The organism is Sorangium sp. So ce204 (genome assembly GCF_051526795.1).
In the GTDB taxonomy this organism is placed as follows: Bacteria; Myxococcota_A; Polyangia; order Polyangiales; family Polyangiaceae; genus Sorangium; species Sorangium cellulosum_B.
The window spans coordinates 12,799,554-12,823,485 of record NZ_CP150317.1; the positions used below are offsets into that span (position 1 = coordinate 12,799,554).

At 72.0% G+C, this 23,932-nt stretch carries 25 protein-coding genes; 14 read left to right on the forward strand and 11 right to left on the reverse strand.

Annotation, left to right across the window (positions count from 1 at the left end; all coding sequences use genetic code 11):
- Position 1: 1 nt before the first annotated feature.
- Positions 2–1,162 carry a hypothetical protein gene (locus tag WMF22_RS48430; protein WP_438034163.1) on the reverse strand — a complete coding sequence of 387 codons (1,161 nt, stop codon included), beginning with the start codon at positions 1,160–1,162 and terminating at the stop codon, positions 2–4.
- Positions 1,163–1,746: 584 nt separating this feature from the next.
- On the opposite strand from WMF22_RS48430, the gene WMF22_RS48435 reads away from it, so the two are divergent.
- Positions 1,747–2,037, forward strand: coding sequence for a glutathione S-transferase C-terminal domain-containing protein (locus WMF22_RS48435; RefSeq protein ID WP_438034164.1), 291 nt, complete (start codon positions 1,747–1,749; stop codon positions 2,035–2,037).
- 355 nt (positions 2,038–2,392) lie between these two features.
- Here WMF22_RS48435 and WMF22_RS48440 read toward each other — a convergent pair whose 3' ends face one another.
- The 4 genes from WMF22_RS48440 to WMF22_RS48455 form a co-directional block, all read right to left on the reverse strand.
- Positions 2,393–2,707 (reverse strand): DUF3817 domain-containing protein, encoded by a 315-nt coding sequence (locus WMF22_RS48440; RefSeq protein ID WP_437296609.1) that lies wholly within the window; start codon positions 2,705–2,707, stop codon positions 2,393–2,395.
- Positions 2,704–3,006 (reverse strand): hypothetical protein, encoded by a 303-nt coding sequence (locus tag WMF22_RS48445; RefSeq protein WP_438034165.1) that lies wholly within the window; start codon positions 3,004–3,006, stop codon positions 2,704–2,706. The genes WMF22_RS48440 and WMF22_RS48445 overlap by 4 nt, the downstream gene beginning before the upstream one ends.
- A 36-nt stretch (positions 3,007–3,042) precedes the next feature.
- The gene (locus WMF22_RS48450) at positions 3,043–3,759 is read right to left on the reverse strand and encodes a DJ-1/PfpI family protein (protein ID WP_438034166.1); all 717 of its coding nucleotides are present in this window, start codon (positions 3,757–3,759) and stop codon (positions 3,043–3,045) included.
- Positions 3,760–3,963: 204 nt separating this feature from the next.
- On the reverse strand, positions 3,964–4,923 hold the full coding sequence (locus WMF22_RS48455) for a GlxA family transcriptional regulator (protein ID WP_438034167.1): 960 nt from the start codon (positions 4,921–4,923) through the stop codon (positions 3,964–3,966).
- Positions 4,924–5,072: 149 nt separating this feature from the next.
- Here WMF22_RS48455 and WMF22_RS48460 point away from each other — a divergent pair, with 149 nt between their 5' ends.
- The 4 genes from WMF22_RS48460 to WMF22_RS48475 are packed head-to-tail and all read left to right on the forward strand — an operon-like array spanning position 5,073 to position 9,596.
- Positions 5,073–5,792 (forward strand): ABC transporter ATP-binding protein, encoded by a 720-nt coding sequence (locus WMF22_RS48460; RefSeq protein ID WP_438034168.1) that lies wholly within the window; start codon positions 5,073–5,075, stop codon positions 5,790–5,792.
- A complete protein-coding gene (locus WMF22_RS48465; RefSeq protein ID WP_438034169.1) occupies positions 5,789–7,048 on the forward strand; it encodes an ABC transporter permease in 1,260 nt (419 codons plus the stop codon). Before WMF22_RS48460 ends, WMF22_RS48465 begins: the two co-directional genes overlap by 4 nt.
- Positions 7,042–8,241: an FtsX-like permease family protein gene (locus WMF22_RS48470; protein WP_438034170.1), complete on the forward strand. Its 1,200-nt coding sequence runs from the start codon at positions 7,042–7,044 to the stop codon at positions 8,239–8,241. Before WMF22_RS48465 ends, WMF22_RS48470 begins: the two co-directional genes overlap by 7 nt.
- Positions 8,238–9,596 carry a sensor histidine kinase gene (locus WMF22_RS48475; protein ID WP_438034171.1) on the forward strand — a complete coding sequence of 453 codons (1,359 nt, stop codon included), beginning with the start codon at positions 8,238–8,240 and terminating at the stop codon, positions 9,594–9,596. The genes WMF22_RS48470 and WMF22_RS48475 overlap by 4 nt, the downstream gene beginning before the upstream one ends.
- Here WMF22_RS48475 and WMF22_RS48480 read toward each other — a convergent pair.
- The gene (locus tag WMF22_RS48480) at positions 9,589–11,016 is read right to left on the reverse strand and encodes a sigma-54-dependent transcriptional regulator (RefSeq protein ID WP_438034172.1); all 1,428 of its coding nucleotides are present in this window, start codon (positions 11,014–11,016) and stop codon (positions 9,589–9,591) included. The two genes, WMF22_RS48475 and WMF22_RS48480, sit on opposite strands and share 8 nt — an antisense overlap.
- A 35-nt stretch (positions 11,017–11,051) precedes the next feature.
- The gene (locus WMF22_RS48485; RefSeq protein ID WP_437296618.1) at positions 11,052–11,663 is read right to left on the reverse strand and encodes an NADPH-dependent FMN reductase; all 612 of its coding nucleotides are present in this window, start codon (positions 11,661–11,663) and stop codon (positions 11,052–11,054) included.
- A 10-nt stretch (positions 11,664–11,673) separates the two neighbouring features.
- Between WMF22_RS48485 and WMF22_RS48490 the strand changes: the two genes are divergently transcribed.
- Both WMF22_RS48490 and tam read left to right on the forward strand, forming a co-directional pair.
- On the forward strand, positions 11,674–11,913 hold the full coding sequence (locus WMF22_RS48490; protein ID WP_437296619.1) for a hypothetical protein: 240 nt from the start codon (positions 11,674–11,676) through the stop codon (positions 11,911–11,913).
- 59 nt (positions 11,914–11,972) lie between these two features.
- Positions 11,973–12,743: a trans-aconitate 2-methyltransferase gene (tam, locus tag WMF22_RS48495; RefSeq protein WP_437296620.1), complete on the forward strand. Its 771-nt coding sequence runs from the start codon at positions 11,973–11,975 to the stop codon at positions 12,741–12,743.
- An 18-nt stretch (positions 12,744–12,761) separates the two neighbouring features.
- Here tam and WMF22_RS48500 read toward each other — a convergent pair whose 3' ends face one another.
- Positions 12,762–13,142, reverse strand: a complete 381-nt coding sequence (locus tag WMF22_RS48500; protein WP_012241451.1) for a hypothetical protein — start codon at positions 13,140–13,142, stop codon at positions 12,762–12,764.
- 217 nt (positions 13,143–13,359) lie between these two features.
- Here WMF22_RS48500 and WMF22_RS48505 point away from each other — a divergent pair, with 217 nt between their 5' ends.
- Positions 13,360–14,265, forward strand: coding sequence for a hypothetical protein (locus WMF22_RS48505; RefSeq protein ID WP_438037341.1), 906 nt, complete (start codon positions 13,360–13,362; stop codon positions 14,263–14,265).
- Positions 14,266–14,510: 245 nt separating this feature from the next.
- Positions 14,511–15,164, forward strand: a complete 654-nt coding sequence (locus WMF22_RS48510; RefSeq protein ID WP_438034173.1) for an exonuclease domain-containing protein — start codon at positions 14,511–14,513, stop codon at positions 15,162–15,164.
- Here WMF22_RS48510 and WMF22_RS48515 read toward each other — a convergent pair.
- Positions 15,100–15,606, reverse strand: coding sequence for a MarR family winged helix-turn-helix transcriptional regulator (locus WMF22_RS48515; RefSeq protein WP_438034174.1), 507 nt, complete (start codon positions 15,604–15,606; stop codon positions 15,100–15,102). The genes WMF22_RS48510 and WMF22_RS48515 overlap by 65 nt on opposite strands.
- Before the next feature lie 50 nt (positions 15,607–15,656).
- Between WMF22_RS48515 and WMF22_RS48520 the strand changes: the two genes are divergently transcribed.
- The 3 genes from WMF22_RS48520 (at position 15,657) to eutB (ending at position 20,067) form a co-directional block, all read left to right on the forward strand.
- The gene (locus WMF22_RS48520) at positions 15,657–16,334 is read left to right on the forward strand and encodes a DUF4336 domain-containing protein (RefSeq protein WP_437296624.1); all 678 of its coding nucleotides are present in this window, start codon (positions 15,657–15,659) and stop codon (positions 16,332–16,334) included.
- 79 nt (positions 16,335–16,413) lie between these two features.
- Positions 16,414–17,826: an ethanolamine ammonia-lyase reactivating factor EutA gene (locus tag WMF22_RS48525; protein WP_438034175.1), complete on the forward strand. Its 1,413-nt coding sequence runs from the start codon at positions 16,414–16,416 to the stop codon at positions 17,824–17,826.
- A gap of 39 nt (positions 17,827–17,865) precedes the next feature.
- The gene (gene eutB / locus WMF22_RS48530) at positions 17,866–20,067 is read left to right on the forward strand and encodes an ethanolamine ammonia-lyase subunit EutB (protein ID WP_438034176.1); all 2,202 of its coding nucleotides are present in this window, start codon (positions 17,866–17,868) and stop codon (positions 20,065–20,067) included.
- On the opposite strand, the gene WMF22_RS48535 is transcribed toward eutB, so the two are convergent.
- On the reverse strand, positions 20,057–20,206 hold the full coding sequence (locus WMF22_RS48535; protein WP_437296627.1) for a hypothetical protein: 150 nt from the start codon (positions 20,204–20,206) through the stop codon (positions 20,057–20,059). The two genes, eutB and WMF22_RS48535, sit on opposite strands and share 11 nt — an antisense overlap.
- A 509-nt stretch (positions 20,207–20,715) precedes the next feature.
- Here WMF22_RS48535 and WMF22_RS48540 point away from each other — a divergent pair.
- The gene (locus WMF22_RS48540) at positions 20,716–21,291 is read left to right on the forward strand and encodes a hypothetical protein (RefSeq protein ID WP_437296628.1); all 576 of its coding nucleotides are present in this window, start codon (positions 20,716–20,718) and stop codon (positions 21,289–21,291) included.
- Between the two features lie 12 nt (positions 21,292–21,303).
- A complete protein-coding gene (locus WMF22_RS48545; protein ID WP_437296629.1) occupies positions 21,304–22,443 on the forward strand; it encodes a hypothetical protein in 1,140 nt (379 codons plus the stop codon).
- Positions 22,444–22,744: 301 nt separating this feature from the next.
- On the opposite strand, the gene WMF22_RS48550 is transcribed toward WMF22_RS48545, so the two are convergent.
- Positions 22,745–23,419, reverse strand: coding sequence for a hypothetical protein (locus tag WMF22_RS48550; RefSeq protein ID WP_438034177.1), 675 nt, complete (start codon positions 23,417–23,419; stop codon positions 22,745–22,747).
- Positions 23,420–23,932 lie beyond the last annotated feature (513 nt).

The window sequence follows — 23,932 nt, forward strand, 5'->3', positions numbered from 1 at the left end:
CTCAGGGGTTCGGGTGGACGACAGGCAGGAACGCCACGCACATCTCGTCGAGCGTCGACTCGCCGAGGACGATGTCCTGCGGCGCGGGCAGGCGCTCCTCGATGAGCTGCGCCGCGAGCGCCGGGTTCTCCGTTGTGTTGTCGTACGTGCAGCGCAGCTCGATCGTGTCGCCCGACCGCAGCGCGGGCAGCTCGTCGATCGGCGCGTCGTAGCTGTAGAGCCGCTGCCAGTTGTAGTCCCACGCGGGCGTCTGGACGAGGCACTGGCGGTCGGCCTCGTCGCCCCGCGGCTCGGCGCGGATCTGGTCGACCTTGAGGTCGACGCCGGCCCGGTGCATGTGGACGCCGGCGCCGTAGATCGAGATCTCGGGGATCGGGAAGTCGATGACGTACCGCATCCGCTCGACGTGCCCCCGGGCCCCGGCCGGGATCCGGAACTCGACGCTCCCGCGGTCGCCCGGCCCGGGCAGGAGCCCGGTGCCGTCCCGGAACGGCGCCTCGGCGTTGCCGAGCGCGAGGTGCGAGAGCGCGCGGCTCGGCTTCTCGTCCATGAGGCGGAGCGCGACCCGGGTCGCGTCGGGCGAGGGCGCCTCGCCGGGCTTCGGGTGGTAGTGGACCTGCATCACGAGCAGCGCGTTCGCCGGCACCGAGATGCCGATGTCCGGCGGCAGCTCGAACGCCTGCGTGCCGGGCGCCCAGGCGCCGAGCAGCGCCGTCTCCGAGAGGCGCGCGTCGCCGAAGCACTCGTAGCTGCCGCTCTCGCCGCCGAGCGCCTCGCCCTCGCGGTTCGCGTCGATGAAGAGCAGCGCGTGGTGCACGACGGCGCGGTTGCCCGGCAGCACGTCGTAGCCCTGGACCCACGCCTGCTCCGTGAGCCCCGGATCGAGGACGAAGCAGCGGAAGCTGTCGGAGCCCTCCGCCGCGGCGAAGGGGGCCTTTGGCGAGAGCTCGAGGTCCGTGCGCGACAGGCCCGCCGCGATGGGTTTGTAGGGGGCCGGGGCGTCCGCGGGATCCCCCTCGGGCGCGCCGGCGTCGCTCCAGGCGCGGAGCAGGGCGATCTCGTCGAGGGAGAGGTGCAGGTCCCCCCCGGAACGGGCGAGGGGGCGCGCACTCGTCGGTCGGCAGGGCGCCCCACGGCGGCATCCGCCGCGCCTCGGTCTCATCGGCGATGACCGGCGCGAGCGCCTTCGCGCTCTCGTACGAGGCCAGGCTCACCGGCGCGGTGCCGCCCTGCGCGTGGCAGCCGAGGCAGCTCTTCTGAAGCAGCGGCTCGATGTCCCTGTGGAATGTCGGGGGGCTCGCGCCCGGCGCCGCCTCGGGGGAACAACCGAGGAGGAGCGCCGTGGCGGAGGGCAAGACGAAGTGGATGAGAAGACGCATGCGAGGCGCCCAAGCAGCGGGCGTGCCCGAGAGGATTGGCCGCAATCGGCGGGCGGCGCGCGAGGGCGCGTGTCCGCGTCCGGACAGGTGTCCGCGGCGGAGGCGGACAGGTGTCGTGGGCTCGCTGTTCGGCGTCGATTTCTTGCGGGGAAGAGCGAGGGATTCCGGCCTTCGTCCGTCCACGTGGACGCCGCGCCGCTCCTCGGGGAGATGACATGACGTGCTGGAACGTCAACGAGGAGCGCCGAGATGATCACCCTCTATCAGGCCCCCGCCGCGTGGGGCATCCCGAACATCAGCCCCTTCTGCGTCAAGCTCGAGACCTGGCTGCGCATGGTCGGCCTCCCCTACGAGGTGGCGCAAACGGATGACCGGCATGCTCCGCGCGCAGGGCACGGGGCGCCACAGCCGCGAGGAGATCTATGCCCAGGGCAAGGCGGACCTCGACGCCATCGCCACCCTGCTCGGCGACCAGCCCTTCATGCTCGGGACCGAGCCGAGCTCGGTGGACGCGACCGTGTACGCCCTCCTCGCCAGCGTGCTCCGCTTCCCCGTCGATTCCTCGCTGAAGCGCCACGCCGAGGCCCAGCCCAACCTCGTTGCTTACTGTGAGCGCATGCGGCAACGCTACTATGCCGACTGGAGTCCTCCCGCCTGACCTCCGAGGAATCCGCTCATTTGCAGCCCTTTTCAGCGGAGACAATTTCACAGGGAGGCGAGGAGACGGGGAGGGAAATCTTCAAAATCCTCCCCGTCTCCCCGCCTTGCTGCTGCTTCATCCCCGACGACGCCCTATAACGCACCGGCGCGATAGGCGCCGTCGGCGCGTCGCGACCTCGAGGCGGACGAGCGGCTTCGCGAGCAGGCGAGCGCGCCGGGGCGATTCGAGTGCAACCGCCTCGCAAGTTCAGCCAGTCCTGGCCTGTCCGTCGTACCTGGGCATCACGCCCGTGTCCTCGAGCCGCATCCGCGCGCAGCGCCGGCGCGCGCGACGTGGACGCGACGCGCCAGCGTCAGCCATCGCCGGCCGCCTGCGCGTCGCCCTCCATCTCGCGCTTCAGGGCGCGATCCAGCACGAACGTCCCGAAGGGGACGAGCGACGCGACGAGCGCCGCGAGGGAGCGGCGATGCGGCCAGTCGCGCTCGGTGGCCGCGCGAATCAGCGCGCCGACGAACAGGAGGAAGAGGAGCCCGTGGGCGCTGCCGACGATCCGCACGGCGATCGGCAGCTCAAAGAGGTACTTGAGCGGCATCGCGACGCCGAGGAGGACCAGGAAGGACAGCCCTTCCAGGAAGCCGACGAGGCGCAGGGTGCGGAGCGCGCTCATCGTTCGACACCAGACCAGGCGGGGTGAAAGACCATCATCAGCAGCACCACGAAGAGAGGGGGAAAGGTCGTCACGAACACGCCGAGCGTCCGTCGATCGCGCGCGGCGCCATGGACGAAGGCGAGCAGCGAAGCCCGCGACAGGGGGATCGCCGCGGCGATCCAGAGCTCCGTCATGGGGAGTTGTAGCAGCGCGGTCAAGAGGTATCCCGCGATCCACGTGACGACCAGCCCCGGGGAGGCCGCGGCGTGGGTGGCGCGCTCCCGATCGACGAGGGACGCGGCGACAGATGCTGGCATGATGCTGCGGCCCGTGGCGGCCACGCGGCCGGCGCCTCAGCTCGCGCTGGTGCTCCTCTCGGCGGCGATCTTCCGCATCTGCTGATCGTACGGCTCGAGGACGCTCAATAGGCGCTGCGTCAGCTCGGGTCCCGCGGCTTCGGGCACCCCGGCGTTGAAGGGCGGGGCGGGGTCGTATTCCAGCATGAGCTGCGTCAGCTTCGCGGCATCTTCTCCGCGCAGCAGCGCCAGCAGCGTCAGCCCGAAATCGATGCCTGCGGTCACCCCGCCGCCCGAGATCCGGTTGCGATCGACCACCACGCGCGCCGGGACACACTCCACGCCGAACGCCTCCAGGATGTGGCGCGTGGACCAGTGTGTCGTGGCCTTGTATCCTTGCATCAAGCCCGCCGCGGCCAGGATGAGCGACCCCGTGCACACGGAGGTCACGTACCTGGAGCGGGCGCCCCGATCCCTCAGGAAGCGAAGGATCTCCTGATCCACCATGGCGTCGGGGGTGCCCATGCCGCCCGGCACGAACAGGATGTCCAGGTCGTCCGGACAGTCGCTGAAGGTCGCCGTCGGCTGGATAGGAACCCCCGAGTCCGTCATGACCAGGTCGCGCGTCTTCCAGAGCAGATACGTCGTCGCGTGAGCGGTCAGCACGCTTTGCGGGCCGATCAGATCCAGCGCCGTGAGGCCCGGGTAGAGCACCATGCCGACCCGGAGCGGCGGCTGAGGACTTGGCAGCTTGATGTCATAGGTGTCCGTCATCGTTCGTCCCTGAACCCTTTCGTTTCGTTTCGTCATCTGCCGAGGATCGCCTCGATGGCGGGGCTTCGTCTCGACGCGGCCCCGCGCCTGGCGCTCACGAGCGCGCTTCGCAGGCCTGACTGTGAGCGGTGCCGGCCGCGGCGGAAAGGACATCGTGCCCTGCTTTCAGGACACGCGGGCGCGCGGCAGGGCGCCCGCGTCCGCTCACGCTCGACCGAAGCGCCTCCGGTAGTCCTCCGGCGTGACCTGCAGGGCGCGCTGGAACGCGCGCCGCATCCGCTCGTCCGTGCCGAAGCCGCAGTCGCGCGCGAGCTGCTTCATCGAGGCTCGGCCCCCCTCGAGGCAGGAGCGCGCCTGCTCCAGCCTGGCCGCCTCGACGAACTTCGCGGGCGTCATCCGCATGGCCCGGGTGAACGTCCGCGCGAAGTTGCGCGGGCTCATCCCCGCCCTCTCCGCCAGCGCCTCGACGCGCAGGTCGGCGTCGAGGTGCCGGAGCACCCAGTCGATCACGCCCCGCAGCGAGCCCGCGGCGACCGTCTGCGCGAGGAGCGGGCGGCTGAACTGGGACTGTCCACCCGGGCGCTTGAGGAACACCACGAGCCCCCGCGCCACCTGGAGCGCCATGTCGTATCCGAGATCCTCCTCCACCATCGAGAGCGCGAGGTCGATGCCCGCCGTCATGCCCGCCGACGTGTAGATCTTCCCGGACCGCACGAAGATGGCGTCGGGGTCGACCTCGACGCCGGGAAACTCGCGCGCGAGCGCCGCCGCGGAATGCCAGTGCGTGGCCGCGCGGCGCCCCGCGAGCAGCCCCGCAGCGGCGAGGAGGAAGGCGCCCGTGCAGACGGAGCCCATGCGCCGCACCTCGGGCGTCGTCGCGCGCAGCCAGGCGAGCAGCCGGGCATCCCGCGTCGCTTCACGGGTCTCGCCCCCGGCGACGAGCACCGTATCGATGCCTGGCGCCAGATCCGCGAGCGCCTTGTGGGCGACGATCTGCACCCCCGACAGCGTCCGGATCACGCCGCCGTTCACGGCCGCGATCTCGACCGCATAGGCGGGGGGAGCGCCGGGCACCTTCGCGCTCGCGATGTCCGAGGCGAGGGCGAACACGTCGGTGGGCCCCGCCACGTCGATGGCGCTCGCGCCGTCGTAGACCACGGCCACGACCCTGCGCGTCGGTCCATGGCGATGCGCGCGCGGGGTGGCAGAGGGAGCGGATTTCGATGGAGACAGCCGCTTCACGCGACGACGGTAGCTGGCTGGCCGGTGGCCGTGAAGATAAAGTACCTGCAATTCCTGCCAAAGTGGCCGACATGATACGGATGACGAGCGTCACCAAGGTCTACCGGCGCGGCCTGTTCGAGACCCACGCGCTCGCCGGGTTCACGCTGCGCGTCGCGCGCGGCGAGTTCCTCGCCGTGATGGGCCCCTCCGGCTCCGGGAAGACGACGTTCCTCAACGTCGCAGGGCTCCTCGATCCCTTCGACGGGGGCGAGTACCTGCTCGACGGCGAGCCGATGCGGGGGCTCTCCGACGCCCGCGCGAGCGCGATCAGGAACCGGAAGATCGGCTTCGTGTTCCAGAGCTTCCAGCTTATTGCCGACCTCGACGTGCTCGACAACGTCGACGTGCCGCTGCGGGTCCGCGGCCTGAGCGCGCGGGCGCGGCGCGATCGCGCCCTGCGCGCGCTCGAGGGCGTCGGCCTGAGCGCGCGGCTCCACCACCGGCCCAGCGAGCTCTCGGGCGGCCAGCAGCAGCGCGTCGCGATCGCGCGCGCGCTGGTCGGCGAGCCCTCGCTCCTCCTGGCCGACGAGCCCACCGGCAACCTCGACTCCCGCGCGGCGCGGCAGATCCTCGATCTGCTCGAGCGCATCCACGCCGGCGGTACGACGATCGTCATGACCACGCACGACCCCGAGCTGGCGGCGCGGGCGCGCCGCAGGGTCCACGTGCTCGACGGCAAGCTCATCGATCCCTGGGCCCCCGCGCCGCCGGCGCCGCCCTCGGAAGCTCCGCCGGAGGGCCTCCCGTGACGGCTGGCGACGCGCTCCGGATGGCCCTCAGGAGCCTCGGCCGGCAGCCTGGGCACACCGCCATCATGCTGCTGGCGTTCACGCTCGGCCTCGCGGCATGGACCGCCGCGCGCGCGGTCCTCCACGCGCGCGCGTCCGATCCGTTCGCGTCGGCGCGCGGGCTCTACTTCGTCTCCCTCCCGCGGGAGGGCGGCGCCGTCACCGATCCCAGGGCGATCGATCCCCCGAGCCACCGCGATCGCGTCCTCCTCGAGAGCCCCCACCCTTCGCGCGCGTCGGATCTCTTCGCCGCCGTGGCCGCCGGGAGCCCGGACGACGGCCCGCTCGTCCCCGTCCAGGTGATCTTTTGCACCAGCGATCTCTTCGGGATGGTGGGCGCGACAGTCCGGAGCGGCGCGATCTGGCCGGCGGCGGAGGGCGCCGGCCAGGAGCGCCCCGTCGTGCTCTCCGACGCGGCGGAGCGCGCGCTGTTCTCCGGAGCGAGCGGGATCGGGCGCACGCTGCGGCTCTTCGGGGAGCCGTTCCGGGTGGTCGGCGTCGTCGCGCTCCCGGCCGCCCCGCGCACGCGCGCGCCGCGCACGGCCGTTGTCTTCGCGCCGAGCGCCGCCGGCCTCGCGCTCGGCGTCCGGCCGGCGCTGGTCCGCGAGGTCGAGGACCCGGGCGGCAGCTTCGACGCGCTCGCCGCCACCGACAACGGCTGGCTGGATCTCGTGGTCGAGCTGCGCGACGAGCCCAGCCGGGCCGCGTTCCAGGCCGAGCTCGACGCCTACGCCCGCGGCGAGCGCGCGCGCGGCCGGCGCGTCCTCGGGGCCGAGCTCGTGCCGCGCGAGCGCCTGCACGCGCTCCGCGCGGACGACCCCGGCACGACCCTGTTCGTCCTGCTCGCCGACGTCCTCCTCGGCGCCTGCACGCTCAGCGTCGCGCGGCTGCTCGAGGGGAAGCTCCGCGCGAAGCGCGCCGAGATCGCCGTCTACCGCGCGTTCGGCGCGAGCGCCCGCGCCGTCTTCCTCGGGCTCCTGACCGAGGTGGCGCTCGTCGCCGCGAGCGCCGCCGCGCTCGCCGTCGGCGTCGCCGCGGCGGCGCTCGAGATCGTCAACCGCGTCATCCACCTCCGGCCGGTCGACTACCACCTCGAGGCGCGCTCCGCCGGCGCGGCGCTCGTGGCCGCGATGGCCGCCGGCCTCCTCGCCGGCGCGTACCCGGCCCTGCGCGCGGCGAGGATCCCCCCGGCCGAAGGGCTCCGGCGATCGTGCTAGGCCCCCTCGTCAGGGCGCTCTCTCGCCGGAAGACGCCCGCGCTCCTCATGGTGCTCGAGACCGCCTTCGGCTTCGCCGTGGCGGTGCACGCCTCGGGGCTCGCCGTCCACTACGCCCGCGGCGCCTCCGCGCCGCGCGGCATCGAGACGCGGTCGCTGCTCCTCGCCGCGACCGAGCGCGACGGCCCGAGCTTCGCGTCCCTCGACGAGCGCGCGGCCGCGGTCCGCCGCGACGCCGCGGCCCTCGCGCGCGTCGCCGGCGTCCTCGCCGCCGCCGAGGCGGCCGCGGCGCCGTTCAACCTCACGCACAGGGAGGTCGTCGAGACGACCCTCCCGGGCGGCCCGCGCGCGGTCGCCTGGATGCTCGACGATCGCGGCGGCGTCGCCGGGGTCCTCGGCCTCGCTCCCCTCGCGGGGCGCCTGCTCGCCGCGGGGGACGCCGCGGGCGCGGAGGCGACGCCCGCCGTCGTCACGCAGGCGCTCGCGGCGCGCCTCTTCCCGGACGGCCGCGCGGTCGGGCAGATCGTGCGCCGGAGCGCCCGGCAGAGGCCCCTCGTCGTCGTCGGCGTCGTCCCGTCGTTCCGCGTCTCCATGGGCCGCGATCCCGACGACGCCCAGCGCGCCCTCTTCGCGGCCGAGGGGCCCGCCCTCGGCCGCTCGCTGGCGTACCTCGTCCGCGTCGATCCGGGCGCTGACGACCGCGCCGGCGCGCGCGTGCGCGAGGCCCTCGAGCGCGTCGATCCGCGCCGCGCCGTGCTCGTGCGCCGGCTCGACGAGGGCGTCGACCTCGACGCCGGCACGAGCCGCGGCGCGGGCGGCCTGGCCCTCGCGCTCCTCGGGGCGATCTTCGTCGTCGTGTTCCTTGGGCGCATCGGGATGGCCTCGCTGCTCGTGGCCGAGCGCCGCCAGGCCCTCGGCATCCGCCGCGCCCTGGGCGCGACCCGCGCCGGCGTCGCGCGCCTCGTGCTCGCGGAGAACGCGCTGCTCACGACGGCCGGCCTCGCCGCCGGCGCCGTCGCCCTCGCCGGGCTCCGGGCCGCGGCGCGCGCCGCCGCCCCCGAGCTCGACGTGCCCCTCGAGCCGCCGACGGCGCTCCTCGTCGCCGCGGCCTTCTGGCTCGCGGGCATGGCCGCGGCGGTCGTGCCCGCGCTCCGGGCGAGCGCCGTCTCCCCCGCGGAGGCGTCGCGATCATGACCTCCTTCCACGCGTGGCTCCGGGCGCCGCTCCGCGTGCCCCTCCGGGTCCGCCTCGCCTCCGTGGTCGCCCTGACCGCCGCCGCCGCCTGCGCCGGGAGCCTCGCCGCCGCGCGATCGCAGGCGTCCCTGCCCGTGTCCGCCCTTGCGGGGCTCGGGCTCGCCCTTGTCGCCGGCGCGCTCGCCTCCCGCGCGCTGCTCGGGCGCGCTGTCGGCCTGCTCCGCGCGGTGACCGACGGCCTCTCGAGCTTCGCCGAGTCCGACTACACGCAGCGCGTCCGGCACGACCGCCGGGACGAGCTCGGGGATCTCGTCGAGCGCCACAACCGCCTCGGCGACGCCCTGCGGGCGCAGCGCGACGACCTCTACCAGAAGGAGCTCCTGCTCGAGACGGCGCTCGACGCCACGCCCGTCGCGATGGTGCTCCACGACGAGGCGGGCCGGATCGTGTACGGCAACGGCGCCGCGCGCGCCCTCTTCGCCGCGGGCGAGCGCGTCGGCCAGAGGACGCTCTCCGCGCTGCTCGCGGGGGAGCCCGAGGAGCTCCGCGCCGCGATGGTCGCCGGGCGGGACGCCCTCGTGTCCGTCGAGCGCCGGGGCGAGATCGAGACGCTGTACGTCGCCCGCCGCGCGTTCCGCCTGAACACCCAGGCGCACGTCCTCGTCTCGGTCCGGTCGCTCACGCGCGAGATCTCGCGCCGGGAGGCGGAGCTCCACAGGAACGCGATCCGGCTCATCAGCCACGAGCTCAACAACTCCCTCGCGCCGATCTCCTCGCTCCTCCACTCGGGCCGCCTCCTGCTCGATCGCCCGGAGCAGCGGGAGCGCCTCGGCGTCGTCTTCGACACCATCGAGGAGCGGAGCGCGCACCTCGCCCGCTTCCTCGCCGCGTACGCCGAGCTCGCGCGCCTCCCGCCGCCCGCCCCCGAGCGGGTCCCCTGGCGCCCTTTCCTGGAGCGGCTGCGCGGGCTCGCGCCCTTCACGGTGGGCGGCGCGCCGGACGAGCCAGGCTTCTTCGATCCAGCGCAGATCCAGCAGCTCCTCCTGAACCTGCTCAAGAACGCGGTCGAGGCCGGGAGCCCGCCCGACGAGATCGAGGTCTCGGTGCGGCGCCTCTCGACCGGCGAGCTCGCGCTCACGGTGGCCGACCGAGGCCACGGGCTGCCGGACGACGCGCCGGGCAAGGCGCTCCTGCCCTTCTACTCGACGAAGCAGCAGGGTCGCGGGCTCGGCCTCGCGCTCTGCCGCGAGATCGCGACAGCGCACGGCGGCGCGCTCGCGCTGCGGCGCCGCGAGGGGGGCGGGGCCGAGGCGGAGTGCCGCCTGCCGCCGCCGCCGGACGAGCGCGCTACTTGAGCTTCCGCTCGATCTGGATCCCGAGCCGGTCCATGCGCCGGTAGAGCCCCTGCCGGCTCAGGCCGAGCGACGCCGCGGCCTTGGCGACGACGCCCCGCGCCTCGACGAGCGCGCGCTCGATCTCGAGGCGCTCGGAGGAGGTCGCGGAAGGCGCGGACGACGCGGCGTGCGCGGCGTGCGCGGCGCCGGTCGCGATGGGCGCCGGCGGCGCGCGCGCGATCGCGTCGAGCCCCAGGTCGTGCGGCTCGATCGTCTCGCCCTTGCGCACGAGCGCCGCGCGCGTGAGCCGGTTCTCCAGCTCGCGGACGTTGCCCGGCCAGTCGTGCTCGGCGAGCGCGTCGCGCGCGCGCGGGCCGAGCGTCACCCGCTCGCCGCCCGCCGCGCGCGCGGCGAGGCGATCGAGCAGGTGGCTCGCGATCGGCGCGATGTCCTCGGGGCGATCGCGCAGCGCGGGGATCGTCAATTCGATGACGTTGAGCCTGAAGTACAGGTCTTCGCGGAAGGATCCCTCGACGATCGCCCGCGGGAGATCGCGGTTGGTCGCGCTCAGCACGCGCACGTCGGCCCTGCGGGTGACGCTGCTCCCGAGCCGCTGGTACTCGCCGGTCTGGAGGACGCGCAGCAGCTTCTTCTGGCCGTTCAGCGACAGCGTGCCGATCTCGTCGAGGAAGAGGGTGCCGCCGTCGGCCTCCTCGAAGCGGCCTGCGCGGAGGCGGGTCGCGCCGGTGAACGCGCCTGGCTCGGCGCCGAACAGCTCCGCCTCGACGAGCTCGTCGGGGAGGGCCCCGGCGTTCACCTTGACGAACGGCCGGTCCCGCCGCCGCGAGTTGGCCTGGACGATGGTGGCGAGGAGCTCTTTCCCGGTCCCGTTCGGCCCGGTGATGAGGACGGGCACGTCGGCGGGCGCGACCTTGACGGCGAGGCTCACGACCTCGTGCATCGCGTCGCTCACGTACACGAGCCCGGCCAGGTCGTGGCGCTCGGCGAGCCTGTGCCGCGCGCGCCCGCGCTGGGCCAGGAGGCGCGCGTTCTCCTGCTCGAGCGCCCGCAGCCGCGCCAGGTTGCCCACGGTGGCGACGAGCTTCTGGTCGTCCCACGGCTTGGGCACGTAGTCGCTCGCCCCGGCCTTGATCAGCTCGACCGCGCCCGCGATCGACGTGAACGCGGTCATGGCCACGACGGGCAGCTCGGGGTCGACGGCCTTGATCCGGCGGAGCAGCTCCATCCCCTCCTCGCCCGAGGTGGCGCTCTGCCGGAAGTTCATGTCCTGGACCACGGCGCCGAGCTCGTCGCCGAGCACCGCCGCCATCGCCTCGTCGGGCGTGGCGGCGACGCGGACCTCGTGCCCGTGCAGCTCGAACAGCGTCGTCAGCGCGACGCAGACGGCGGGCTGATCGTCGATGACGAGGATCTTCGGCACCCGGCGAGACTAGCGTGTTCGCCGCCGGGGGCCGGTCACATCCCGTAAGGGTACTTGGCCAGGTCGATCACGCCGCTCGCGCGGACCTGCTGCAGGGCCTTTCCGTACTGGAGGAGCATGCCCAGCGCGTAGCGGAGCCGCTCGCGGATGCGCTCGTCGTCGGGGGACTGCGGCGCCTCCGGGTCGTTGAGGAGGCCGCGGACGTTGCGCACGATCACGTGGTCCGGGATGTAGCAGAGGTACGTGTTCTTGTAGCTGCTCATGCGCAGCTCCGCGATCGGGTAGGCGCCGCCCGCGCTCGCGGAGACCCCGACGATGAGCGCGGGCTTGTGCGCGAGCTCGCCCCGGGTGCACAGGAGGAAGAAGTTCTTCAGCCCGGCGGGGACCATGCCGCCCCACTCCGGCGCGATGATCACGAAGGCGTCGGACGTCTTGAGCTCGGCGGAGATGGGGCCCCAGACGCGCTCCCATTTCTCGGACGGCTGCCAGACCTCCGGGTCCCAGAGCGGGAGCGGGTTGTCGGCGAGATCGAGCGTGTACGTGGAGGAGACGTCCGCCGACGACGCCAGCTGTTGCTGCACGTGGCGGGCGATCTTCCCCGATTCGGAGCCGTTGCGGTGACTGCCTGAGATGACAGCGAGCTTCATAGGGTATTGCGTGCGACCGGCGACGGATCGCGCGGCGCTCCTCGGTGATCGGTGGATTGCGGCGCGATGCTACCCCGCGCTCGCGCGGCGGGTCGAGGAATCGGAGATCTCCGGGGCATCCACCGGCGCGAGGGTGCCGCTCCCGTGCGGGGATGTCCAGCGCGGCGGCCTCGGCGGCTCCTGCGCTGTCGCCGCCGGGGTCGTCCTCGGTTTCTGCGTCGACAGGCGCGCCCGGATCTGCTGGAAGTAGGGAGAGGAAACGGCGGCGGAGAGCTCACGCTCTGCCGCGCTGGATCGGCGGAGGGCGCGATGGCGGACTGGGATCCTGCGCAGTACCTGAAGTTCGAGGACCAGAGGGCGCGTCCTGCGATTGACCTGCTCGGCCGGGTCGATCTCACCGCGCCGGGCGAGATCGTCGATCTCGGGTGCGGGGCCGGCAACATCACCCGCCTCGTGGCGCAGCGCTTTCCGAGCCGGGGGATCCTCGGGGTCGACAGCTCTCCGGAGATGCTGGCGCAGGCGCGCGCCGCGATGCCCGGGGCGCGGTTCGTCGAGGGCGACATCGCGCGCTTCGCGCCGTCCGCGCCGCCCGCGCTGATCTTCAGCAACGCCGCGCTGCACTGGCTGGACGACCACCAGGCGCTGTTCCCGGCGCTGCTCGGGCGGCTCGCGGCCGGCGGCGTGCTGGCGGTGCAGATGCCGAGGAACCACGGCGCGCCGTCGCACGCGGCGATGGCGGAGGCGAGCCGGTTGCCTCGCTTCCGCGACAGGCTGGCGGCGGTGGTGAGGGAGAGCCCGGTCGCGGCGCCGGCGGCGTATTACGGGATGCTGGCGCCGCACGCGGCGCGGCTCGACATCTGGGAGACGGAGTATCTGCACGTCCTCGAGGGCGCGAATCCGGTCGTCGAGTGGACCAAGGGGACGGCGCTGCGGCCGCTGCTCGCGGCGCTCGATGAGCATGAGCGGGCCGAGTTCCTGGAGGAGTACGGCGGGCGGGTGGCGGCGGCGTATCCGAAGGCGGCGGACGGGAAGACGCCGTTTCCGTTCCGGCGGTTGTTCCTCGTCGCCACGGCGCGGTGAGCGTGGCCGCCGCGCGGCTCAGCGCGTGTACTCGATGGCGCCGACGCCTTCGGCCTCGGGGAGCACGGTCACGAGCGCCTGCGCTCCGACGGACGCCGACGAGAGCGAGGAGCGGACGGCGACGAGCCAGGTCCGGTCGCTCCTGCGCGCGACGAGGATGGCGCAGCGCTCGCCCTGGGGCGTGCCCGCGCGCGCCTCGGCCTCCTGGACCACGCGCGCCTCGGAGGCGTCGCAGCCCTGGACGTCGAACTTGCGGTTCAACAGCGCGGTGAGCGCCATGCTGGCGGCCTTCTTCGCGGTGACCTCTTCGGCCGTCGGGGCCGCGGGGGGCGGCGCCGGGGCGCACCCGGCGGAGAGCGCTGCGAGGAGGGGTATCCACCGTGCAATGGGGCGTGTCACCGCGCTGTCCTATCGCGGCGGCGCCGCCACGGGAAGCCCTCGTTGCGTGGAGCTGCTTGGCGCCGGCCTGTACGGTTGAGCCGTCGCGTGTGGAGCGACACGGCGACTTGCGTGGTTGAACCATGGTTCATTTCGCTCATTTACGCTCATGGGAGACATGGCTGGAGGCGTGCGCGCGGCTTGCCCACCTCATGTAGGTGGCAGTAGCGTGCTGCCCATGCCGACGCTCGAGCACAACGGTTTCGTCGACATGTTCCGCGAGAATCCTTCGCTCGCGCCTCATTTCCTCCAGATCCTCTTTCACCTGGATCTCCCGCCGTATGCCACGGTCGCGGTCGTCGAGGCTTCGCTGGACCAGCTCCTCCCGGTCGAGTTCTGCGCCGACCTGGTGCTCGAGCTCCGCGACAGGGCCGGTGCGCTGGTGCTCTCCATCGTCCTCGAGGTCCAGCGCGACATCGATCGGCGCAAGGGCTACTCATGGCCTGTCTACGTCGCGGTCGTGCGGGCCCGGAAGGAGTGCTCGGCTGTCGTCCTCGTCGTCGCGCCCGACGCGGAGGTGGCCGCCTGGGCCGCGCAGAAAATCGATCTCGGGCTGGGGCTCGGGACGCTCCAGCCGCTGGTGCTGGGGCCGGCGAGTGTGCCGGAGGTGACGGATCAGGCCGAGGCGGAAAAGGAGACGGAGCTCGCCATTCTCTCGGCCGTGGCGCACGGCAACGGACCGAACGGTCTCGCCGTGGTCCAGTCCGCGCTGGGGGCGCTCGGACGGCTCGACCACGAGCACGCGGCGGTGTACTTCCAGATCGTCTACAATGCGTTGCGTGAACCCATGCGGAGAGCCCTGGAGGCGCTGATCATGGAGCGGCAGACCGAAGGCAAGGCAACTTTTCCCCCGTTCGCCCAGCAGCTCATCGAGCGTGGCCGGATCGAGGGCATCCGGGAGGGCAAGCTCGAGGGCATCCTCGAGGCCAAGCGCGACGCATTGCTCCGGCTGGTGGCGCGCGCAGGGATCGCCCTCACCGCCGACCATCGCGAGCGCATCCAGGCGTGCAAGGACCCTGCGACCCTCGATCGGTGGGTCGATAACGCGCTCGAAGCAAAGGACGCTTCCGACGTGATCTCCTGACGGGCGGCGCTGCGCCCGAACAGCGCGGCGCGAGCCGCTCTCCCCGCCAGAGGAGCTCTTCGTCCTCGAGCCGCCGCGCGATCTGGAGCGCCTGCGCCGCCCCCTCCCCCTCGCCCGGAGAGCCCTTCATCCCCCCACGAAAAGCCCGTAGGCGAGCCCGTGGGGGCGGCGTGTCCGGAATCGTGTCCGGGTCCTCCGGTCGTCGCGACCGCAGACTACCCGCAACGAATTCAAGGAGAACGCCGATGTCTTCCCTCACTCACTACCTGGTCATCGATCTCGAGGCGACCTGCAGCGACGACCCCGCCTTCCCCCGCGACGAGATGGAGATCATCGAGGTCGGCGCCGTGCTCGTCGATGCCGGCACCCTGCGACCCGCCGCCGAGCTGCAGTGCTTCGTGCGCCCGATCCGACACCCGCGCCTCTCGGCGTTCTGCATGCGGCTGACGAGCATCCGCCAGGCCGACGTCGACGCCGCCCCGCGCTTCCCCGCGGCGGCGGCGCGGCTGAGGGAGCTGGTGCGCGGAAGACAGGCGCTCTTCTGCTCCTGGGGCGGCTACGACAAGCGGCAGATCGAGCGCGACGCCCGCCGCCACGGGGTGGCGCTGCCCTTCGGCGGCGATCACCTCAACCTCAAGCGGGCCTTTGCCCGCCGCCTCGGCGCCGAGCGCGAGCTCGGCGTGGGGCAGGCCCTGCGCCGGGTCGGCCTCTCGTTTCAGGGGACGCAGCACCGCGCCATCGACGACGCCCGCAACATCGCGCGGCTCCTGCCGCACGCGCTGGGCCTCGAGCCCCACCCAGCCGGCGCCCCCGGGAGCCCCGCCGCGCCGCCGCTCACCGGCCCTCGGGCGGCGCCTCCGGGGCCTCCGGCGCCTCCAGCGCCGCGAGCAGCGCGGTGAGCCCCTTCTTCAGCGAGGCCATCTGCTTCTCCCCCAGGGCTCGCGTGAGCTCCTCCTCCAGCTCCTGCAGCACCCCGAGCCCGTGGAGGAGCATCTTCAGCCCGTGCGGCGTGAACCGCACCCGCTTCGCCCGCCGGTCCTCCGGATCGGGCGTCCGCTCCACCACGCCCGCCGCCTCGAGCTCCTCCACGAGCTGACCCACGGCCTGCTTCGTCACGCCGGCGCGCTCCGCCAGGTCGATCTGCCGCGTGCCCTCGAGGTCGATGTACGGCATGAGCGCCGTGTGCGCCCGGCGCACCCCGGTCGCGCCGCGCCGGGCGACGCGCGCCACCGCCCGCTCGTCGAGCAGCCGCGCCGAGCGGAGCAGGAGCTGCCCGAGGCTCACACGCTTGCGCCGCTCGAGCTCGGCGACGTCGCATGGATCGAGGTCGTGCTTGGTCATGATGGTCAACTTACTTGACTAAATGGTCAAGCTGGTTTACCAATTGAACCATGCTGCGACGGCTCGATCAATCCCTCTGGGTTGCGGAAGACACGTTGAAGGTGGGGTTTCTCCGGTTTCCGGTGCGATCTCCGGTCGTGCGCCTCGAGGACGGCGGGCTGCTGCTGTTCTCGCCGCTCCCGAGCGTGGAGCGGGAGGCGGACGAGATCCGCGCGCTCGGCGAGGTGCGGGCGATCGTTGCGCCGAACCTGCTGCACCACCTCGGCCTCTCGCCGGCGGCGCGGCTGTTCCCGGGGGCGCGGCTCTACGGCGCGCGGGGGCTCCGCGAGAAGCGCCCTGACGTGACGTTCACCGGCGCGCTCGACGGCGCGCCGGACCCGCTCTGGTCCGCGGAGATCGACCAGGCGGCGGCCTTCGGGATGCCGAAGCTCGAGGAGACGGTCTTCTTCCACCGGCCGAGCAGGACCCTCTTCGTCTGGGATCTCTGCTTTCACATCGCGCAGAGCGAGCACCTCCCGACGCGCCTCTTCATGCGCCTGAACGGCGCCTACGGGAGGTTCGGCCCGTCCCGCATCGCCCGCTCGATGATGCGCGATCGCGCCGCGGTGCGCGCCTCGCTGGAGCGGATGCTCGCGTGGGCGCCGGAGCGCATCGTGGTGGCGCACGGCGACGTCGTCGAGCGCGGCGGTCGAGACGCGCTGCAGGCGGCGTTCGAGCGGGTGCTCTGACGTCCCTGACGTGGAGCGGCGCGCGGGCGCCGGTGCGGTAGGACTGGGGCCTGGCCATGAAGATCAGGAAGGTCCGGTGATGGGCGCCCAGGTCACCCTGCTCGGCCTGGATTTCGGCTCCACCACGAGCTGCGCCGTGGCCGCCTCGGCGACGCTCACGCGCGCCGCGGGCAGCGGCCGGGTGGAGCTCGGCGCGCTGGAGGAGCGGTACCGATCGGAGATGGCGCTCACGCCCCTCGCCGGCGACGCCCTCGATCTCGACGCCGCGGCGGCGCTCCTCGATCGCTGGCTCGCCGAGGCGGGCGTGGCGCCCGGGGCCCTCTTCGGCGGCGGGGCGATCATCACCGGCCTCGCCGCCCGCCGGAGCAACGCCGACGCGCTCGCCGCGCTGATCCGCGCGCGGGTTGGGGACGCGCTGCTCGCCGTCGCCGAGGACCCCTGCCTCGAGTCCTGGGTGGCCTTCATGGGCAGCGCTGCTCCCCTGTCGCGCGCGCGCCCCGGCGAGCCCCTCGTCAACCTGGACATCGGCGGCGGCACCACGAACCTCGCGCTCGGCCTGGCCGGCGAGGTCCAGCGCACCGGCTGCCTCCTCGTGGGCGCGCGGCACGTCGCGCTCAACCCGCGCTCGCGCCGCCTCCGCGCCCTCTCGCCCGAGGCCCGCGCCGCCTTCGACCACCTCGGGCTCCGCCGCGGCCCGGGCGAGGTGCTCTCGCAGGCCGAGGCCGAGGCCGTCGTCGCCTTCTACGTGGATCTGCTCGAGGCGGCGACCGCGGGGCGCGCCGGCGCCTTCGACACGCCCGCTGCCGCGCGCCACGTGCAGGTGCCCTTCTCGCTGCCGGAGGGGCTCGCGGCGCCCACCCTCACGTTCTCCGGGGGCGTGGGCGAGCTGATCTACGCCGGCCTGGCCGGGCGCCCGCTGCCCGAGCCGGCTCACCACGGCGATCTCGGCGTGGACCTCGCCCGCGCGATCCTCGCCTCGCCCCGGCTGAGCGCGCGGGTCGCGACGCCGGCCAGCATGGGCCGGGCCACGGCGTACGGCCTGCTGCGCCACGCCACCCAGCTCTCCGGCGCGACGCTGTTCCTCCCGCGCCCCGAGCGCTTGCCCCTGCGCGACGTGCCCATCCTGGCGCGCCTCTCGCCCGCCTCGTCCGACGCCGAGCTCGATCACGCCGTGGACCTCTTCCGACGGAGCACCCGCGGCGGCGCTCTGGAGATCGCCCTCGACGACGTCTCGGCGGCCACCCTCAAGGGCCTCGGCGCGCGCATCGCCGGCGCGCTGCGCCGCGCCGGACCGATCCCCGAGCACCCCCTCGTGCTGCTCACCGCGCAGAACGCGGGCAAGACGCTCGGGGGCTACGTGACCGGCTGGGGCGCGCTGCCGATCGACCTCGTCGTCATCGACGAGGTGCAGGCGCACGGCGCCCGGTTCGTCCAGGTCGGCCGCCTGTGCGATCAGATCCTGCCGATCTCGTTCTACGGGATGACGCCATGACGTCGCTCGGCGAACCTTCCGTGAAGGGAGGAGCGCGCCGTGAAGGAACCGACCCCGCTCGATCGGATCGAGGTCCCTCGCCCCCGGACCGACGTCGTCTACGCGGCCCGCCTGCCTGGCCACGACGGCTCGTTCCGCGGCTTGAAGCGGCTCCTCGGCGCCGCCGACTGCAGCAAGGCCGGCGATCGCCAGGCAGGCCTCGCGGCGAGCGACGACGCGGCGCGGGAAGCCGCGCGGGAGCTGCTCGGCGAGCTGACCCTGGAGCACCTCCACGATCACCCGCTCACCGGCGAGCGGGGCGAGATCGACGCGGTGATGCGCGTCAATTACGACATCGACCGAGACGCCTTCGCCCGGATCGCCTCGCTGCGCGTCGGCGAGCTCAAGGACCACCTGCTCCGCGCCCCCGGCCCGGAGGTGGCGCGCCTCGGCCGCGCCCTGACCGGGGTCATGGCCGCGGCGCTCGTCAAGCTCTGCGACGTGCACGAGCTCGTGTACCTCGCCCGCAAGATCAGCCGCCCGACCCGCGCCCGCACGCTCCTCGGCGCCCCCGGCACGCTCGCCTCGCGCCTCCAGCCGAACCACCCCACCGACGATCTCCGGGGCATCACCCTGCTGCTCTACTGGGGCCTTTCCATCGGCGCCGGCGACGCGCTGCTCGGCGTCAACCCCGCGTCCGGCACGGTGGAGGCCACCGCCGCGATCCTCCGCCACCTCGACCGCATCCGCCGCGCGACAGGCGTGCCCACGCAGATCTGCTGCCTGTCGCACCTCAAGGTGCAGCTCGCCGCGCTCGACCAGGGCGCGCCCGTGGAGATCCTCTTTCAGAGCCTGGCCGGCACCGAGTCGTGCTGTGTCACCGAGTTCGACGTCACCGTGGATCTCATCGACGAGGGCTATCGCCGCATGGCCGCGCGCGGCCCGCTCGCGGGCCAGGCCGAGCAGTTCATGTATTTCGAGACCGGCCAGGGCAGCGAGCTCACGTACGGCAAGCACGAGGGCATCGACATGGCCACGGCCGAGGCGCTCTGTTACGGCCTCGCCCGCCGCTGGGACCCGTTCATGCTCAACAACGTCACCGGCTTCATCGGCCCGGAGACGCACCTCGACGACCGCGAGATGATCCTCGCGAACCTCCAGGACCATTTCATGGGCAAGCTCCTCGGCGTGCCCATGGGCATGGCCCCTTGTTACACCCTCCACGCCCGCGTCACGCTGGAGGGCCAGCAGATGGCGACGCAGCTCCTCACCGCCGCGGGCGCCAACTACTACATGGATGTCTGTCTCAACACCGATCGCATGCTCGCCTATTTCGACACGAGCGGGCATGACGTGCAGACGTTGCGGGAGATCCACGGCCGCGCGCCCGGCGGCGAGTTCCTGGAGTGGGCCCTCGCCCGGGGCATCCTGGCGCGCGCGGGGGAGGGGCAGGGCGAGGCGGGCGCGATCACCCGCGGGCCGCGCTTCGGCGACGTGCGGCAGTTCTGCCCGGACGAGGCCGAGCTCGCCGAGCTGCTCGCGGCCACGCCCGCCGCCCACGGCTTCGCGATCGCCGGCCCGCGCCCGGCCAACGCGGTGAGCCGCCGCGGTCGCCGCGACGAGGCCATCGCGCGGGCGGCGCTCGCCACCGAGCTGCGCGAGGACGAGCTGGCCCGCGTCGCCGCGTTCCGCCTCATCGCCACGACGGCGGCCAGCAAGGGAGAGCACCTCGGCTCCGCCGACGCGGGGGCGCGCCTCTCCCCGGAGAGCGCCGCCCGGCTCGCGCCGGAGGAGGCCGAGGTGCAGATCGTTGTGTCGGACGGCCTGAGCGCCGAGGCCGTTCACCGCAACATCCCTGACCTGCTCCCGGTCCTGCTGGACGGCCTGGGGGCGCGCGGCGTGACCGTCGGCCAGCCGCTGCTCGCGCGTTATGGCCGGGTGAAGCTCGCGGAGGCCGTCGCCGAGCGGCTCGCGGCGCGGCTGGTCGTCGTGCTGCTCGGCGAGCGCCCGGGGAGCGGCGAGCTGGCGTCGAGCAGCCTCTCGGCCTACCTCGCCTACCGCCTCACGCCCGGCGCGGACCAGGAGGCGGCCGCCGCCTTCAGCGGCAACCCTGCGATCGGCTTCGAATACACGGTGATCTCCAACATCCACGCTGGCGGGCTGCCCGCCGCGGAGGCGGGGGGCGTGATCGTCGAGAAGGTCGTGGCGGTGCTCGCTCACCGTGCGGCCGGCAACCGGCTGGAGGCGTCGCTCACAGCGTAGCGCTGCGGGCCAGCAATCCTGCCGGGAGGTCGTGCTTCGGCGATGCGCCGAACTTGCTGAGCAGACACTCGCCAACGCCCATCGGAAACGAATCGGCCCCTAGCACCGTTTCTTTTCGCCCCTGCAGGACAAGGCCCATGACCGGCTCGTTCCCGTGACATGTCACGCCTGTCCCGTGACATGTCACGCCTGTCCCGTGACATGTCACGCCTGCACCGTGACATGTCACGCCTGCACCGTGACATGTCACGCATTCTCCGTGATCAGCGACGGCAACATTCTCCACGCCTGTTGTCTGGCCGGAGCTGTTCCCAGGCGGCGTCCGCACTGCCAGCCCCTCACGCGCTGCCGACGCCGCGGCGGCGGAGGCGAGCGCCCCAGGGCTCAGCCCTCCTCGGCCTCTGGCACGCGGGGTGCTAGATCTCCCCGCGGCCACGCCCTCTGGCGCGTGTTGCTCGCCATTCTTCAATAAACACCAGCGGGCAAGCGCATCAGGCGCAGCAACGGGCGACACGCAACGTCGGAAGCGCCTCTCCGAGGTCTCACGAAGAGCCGGTGCGCCGGATGCGAAGCCATGCGGCTACGTGAGGCGGGGCCCGATCGTTATTCGGGGTTCGCGCGTGAGAAGGGAATCCCAAGGAGGACATCATGAAATTACAAATGCAGGCGCTGGCGCTCGGTGTGGTCAGCACTCTGGCGGTCGGGGTCGACGCGGCGCCGGTCAACTTCATCTACACCCGGGGGGACAACAACGTGAACATGAGCGGTAGCCGGTGCGTCGCCGGGACATCGAGCGACGAGGTGTATCTCCAGCGCAGCATAGGCGGAATCTTGTCCTTGGCCCCTGGAGGGGTCACGCTGTTCTGCCCGATCACGCGGCGGTCAACGGCTTACTACGGAGTGGACAGCGATGATCCGACCTACGTGGACCCTCTGGCAACCGTGGTCAGGGTGTATGATGCTGCCAGCACTGCTTCGGTCAGCTGCCGTCAGTTCGAGAAGGCGATCAACGGATCCATCTCTTATGGAGTCACGCGTTACGCGTGCTCGGCGGACCCGAGTCAGGGCTGCACCACCCCGGGGCCGAGCTCGTGGACAGGGGGCGGCAGCATGTATTTCTTCAATGAATTCGGCTCCCAATCCACGATGAACTGGGGCCTGACCTGCAATGCCCCCAATTTGACCAGCATCTACTACTACGCGAGCACGGTCATCCCGAACTGACAGGTGAACACCATGAAAAAGCTCGCGATGATAGCATTGTTCGGTGCTTGCTCTCTGTTCGCCGGGGCAGCGTCGGCCACGCACAAGAACTGGCTGCTGAAGGACGGTGGGGCGGCATGTCACTTCGCGACACCGCTCGCGGACGATCGCGTGGTCTACAGCAGCGGCGCCCTCCTCAACACCACCCAGTCGAATCGGACGGCCATCTGTCCGATCTCCCTGGCCAGCCGCTGGGGCTCCAACGGCCCTGGCTCCTACACTTTCAACGCCAATCACTGGGCGGAGGCCATGTTGGCGGTCGTGAATTTTCAGCGACAGACCTTCGTCCCTTCTCGCACCGTCAGCTGCTACGCCGGAATGCAGGCCAACAATGGATCGAAGTACTACAGCACGACGGTGAGCAACACCGGTGGTGCCGGGAGCGGCAAGATCAAGCTCGCGGACGCGTCAGCCTACTCCAACCCCAGTTCTTTCGGCAGCTTCTGGGGGAGCGACGCAACGCACACGCTGGAAGCCAACGAGGGCTTGACTGCGGCTAGCCTGGACTACAACTGCGTCTTGCCGGCCTCCACGGCGATACTCGGCTACAAAATCATGCTGTGTCAGCTCGCTGACAACTGCGACTCCCTCAACAATCCCGACTCGCTGCCGTCGACGGTCCCCGATCCCTGGTCCCTCACGCCGGTTTGGAACAACGTCCAGGTCAGCGGCATCGAGTGCTCGGCGGCCACGACCGCGAGCGGGGTCTCGGGGATCACGCGCAGCGAGTCCGGGATCACCAACACGTCGGTTTCGGAGCTGGACGTGTTCTGTCCCATCACTCCGCCCGCGGACGACACCGCCGAGCACAACCGGTTCATCTCGTTCACCGAGGTTCAATACGCGGGAGGCACCGCCACGTCGGGCTGCGTCGCCGGCGGCAGCTGCCCGGACTGCAAGCTCACCTGGGTCACCCGGGATGGGAGCATGTCCGAATCCGCATCATTTACAAAGGTAGCCGGCGTCACGCGTCAAGTGCGCCTCGACGCCTACAGGACGCTGATCGGCCCCGAGGTGCAGGTCGGTGTCATGTGCAAGCTGCCGTCGAACGTGACGCTCGAAGGGATCACGTCCACCGTGAGCGTGTCTCCAGTAAACGACAACGGCATCTAGAGCGACAAACGGGTTGAAACCACGAGAAAGAGGAGAAATTTCACCGGGAGGCGGAGAGGCGGGGAGCGAGAGACGGCAAGAGGGAGAAATTCATTTTCTTCTTCCTCCCCGCCTCCCCGCCTCCCTGTGAAATTTCTCCGGGTTTCAACGTGATCGGTGCTCTAGCCGCGGGCGGGCTCGACAAGCAGGGCCGAGACGAGCTGGCGCGGTCAGCGCGTCGGGTCGGAGCCCGGGCCCGCGACAGACTTCGTACCTCAAGACAGGCGCCCGGCGCTCACGATCATGCAGACGTGAGCACCCCTCACTGGGGGGAGCCGCGCCGCATCAGCTCCTCGAAGTTGTCCGGGGGCAGCGTCTCGGGGAGCACATGGCCGTCGGGCGGCGGTGGATACATCACCCATGTAAGTTCCACGCGACCATCGTCGTGAGCGATCGGACCGCTGCGCATCTTGCCCGCTTGCCAGCCATTGAACTCGCCGGTGCGGGTGATGATATCGGTGGCTTTCTCCGCGTCCTGCAGCGATGGGTGGACGATGGTCACAAAGCAGCCCTTCGCGAAACACTCCTCCTTCTCGAACGACCCGCCGACCGCGAACCGCGCGAGCTTGCTCGACCACCCGTCGACCACCGTCGATGCCGGCGCGCCCAGGCGGCGGTCCACGCCAGAGGCGCGCAGCTCAGCCACGACCCGATCGCGATGCTCGAGCGCCGACGGCTCCTGTTGCGGTGGTTCCAGAGGCTCGGAGGGCGGCGCGCCGACAGCCGACTCGGGCTCGGCGAGGGATCCCTCGCGCACGACATCAGGCGCAGCTGGGATCACGGGCGGTTTCTTGATAGGTGCGGAGACGCTGCGATCCGGCGCGCCGGACTCCCGCGCCGTGAGCGCCGGACGATCGGCCGTCGCCGTACGGGTGCCGAGCCAATACGCCAGAGGGAGCGCACCGACGATCGCGATACCCCCGATGATGCGCGACATGGCGCTGCTCGTCGCGCGCGGAGCAGGCCCACCGCCCGCGACGGGGATCCCTCGGACGGATGATTGACGGGCAGCTCCCCTTGTCCCCCCTGATTTCGCAAGCTGATTCATACTCACTTCTTACAACAAACACCGCGCGCAAGCCACGCTCATTTGCTGCCGAATGCGTATTCCGATCGACTCGGCCGCCCATTCCACCAGCGCTCGGCGACCCGTTCAGGAGCGCCCGGGCGCGCTCGGAGCGCAGCGACGGGATCTGGGTCCTACCTGACCCGCATCTCGAAGCCAGAGGGATGCTGCAGGGTCACCCCTGTCGCGGCGGGAACAGGTGCCCATGAGTCGGTTGACCCGTGTGAGAGCACTGTTCGGCTGAGGCTGCACCTAAATAGCCGATCCTGAATCGGCAACGGGCGAGCTGAGCACCGGCCGCAGGCTCGCGGTCGACCCCGGGTAGGGGGGAGAGGGCCTGCAGGCAATCATCCACCTCCTTGACGAGTTCGTGGATGGTCGTGC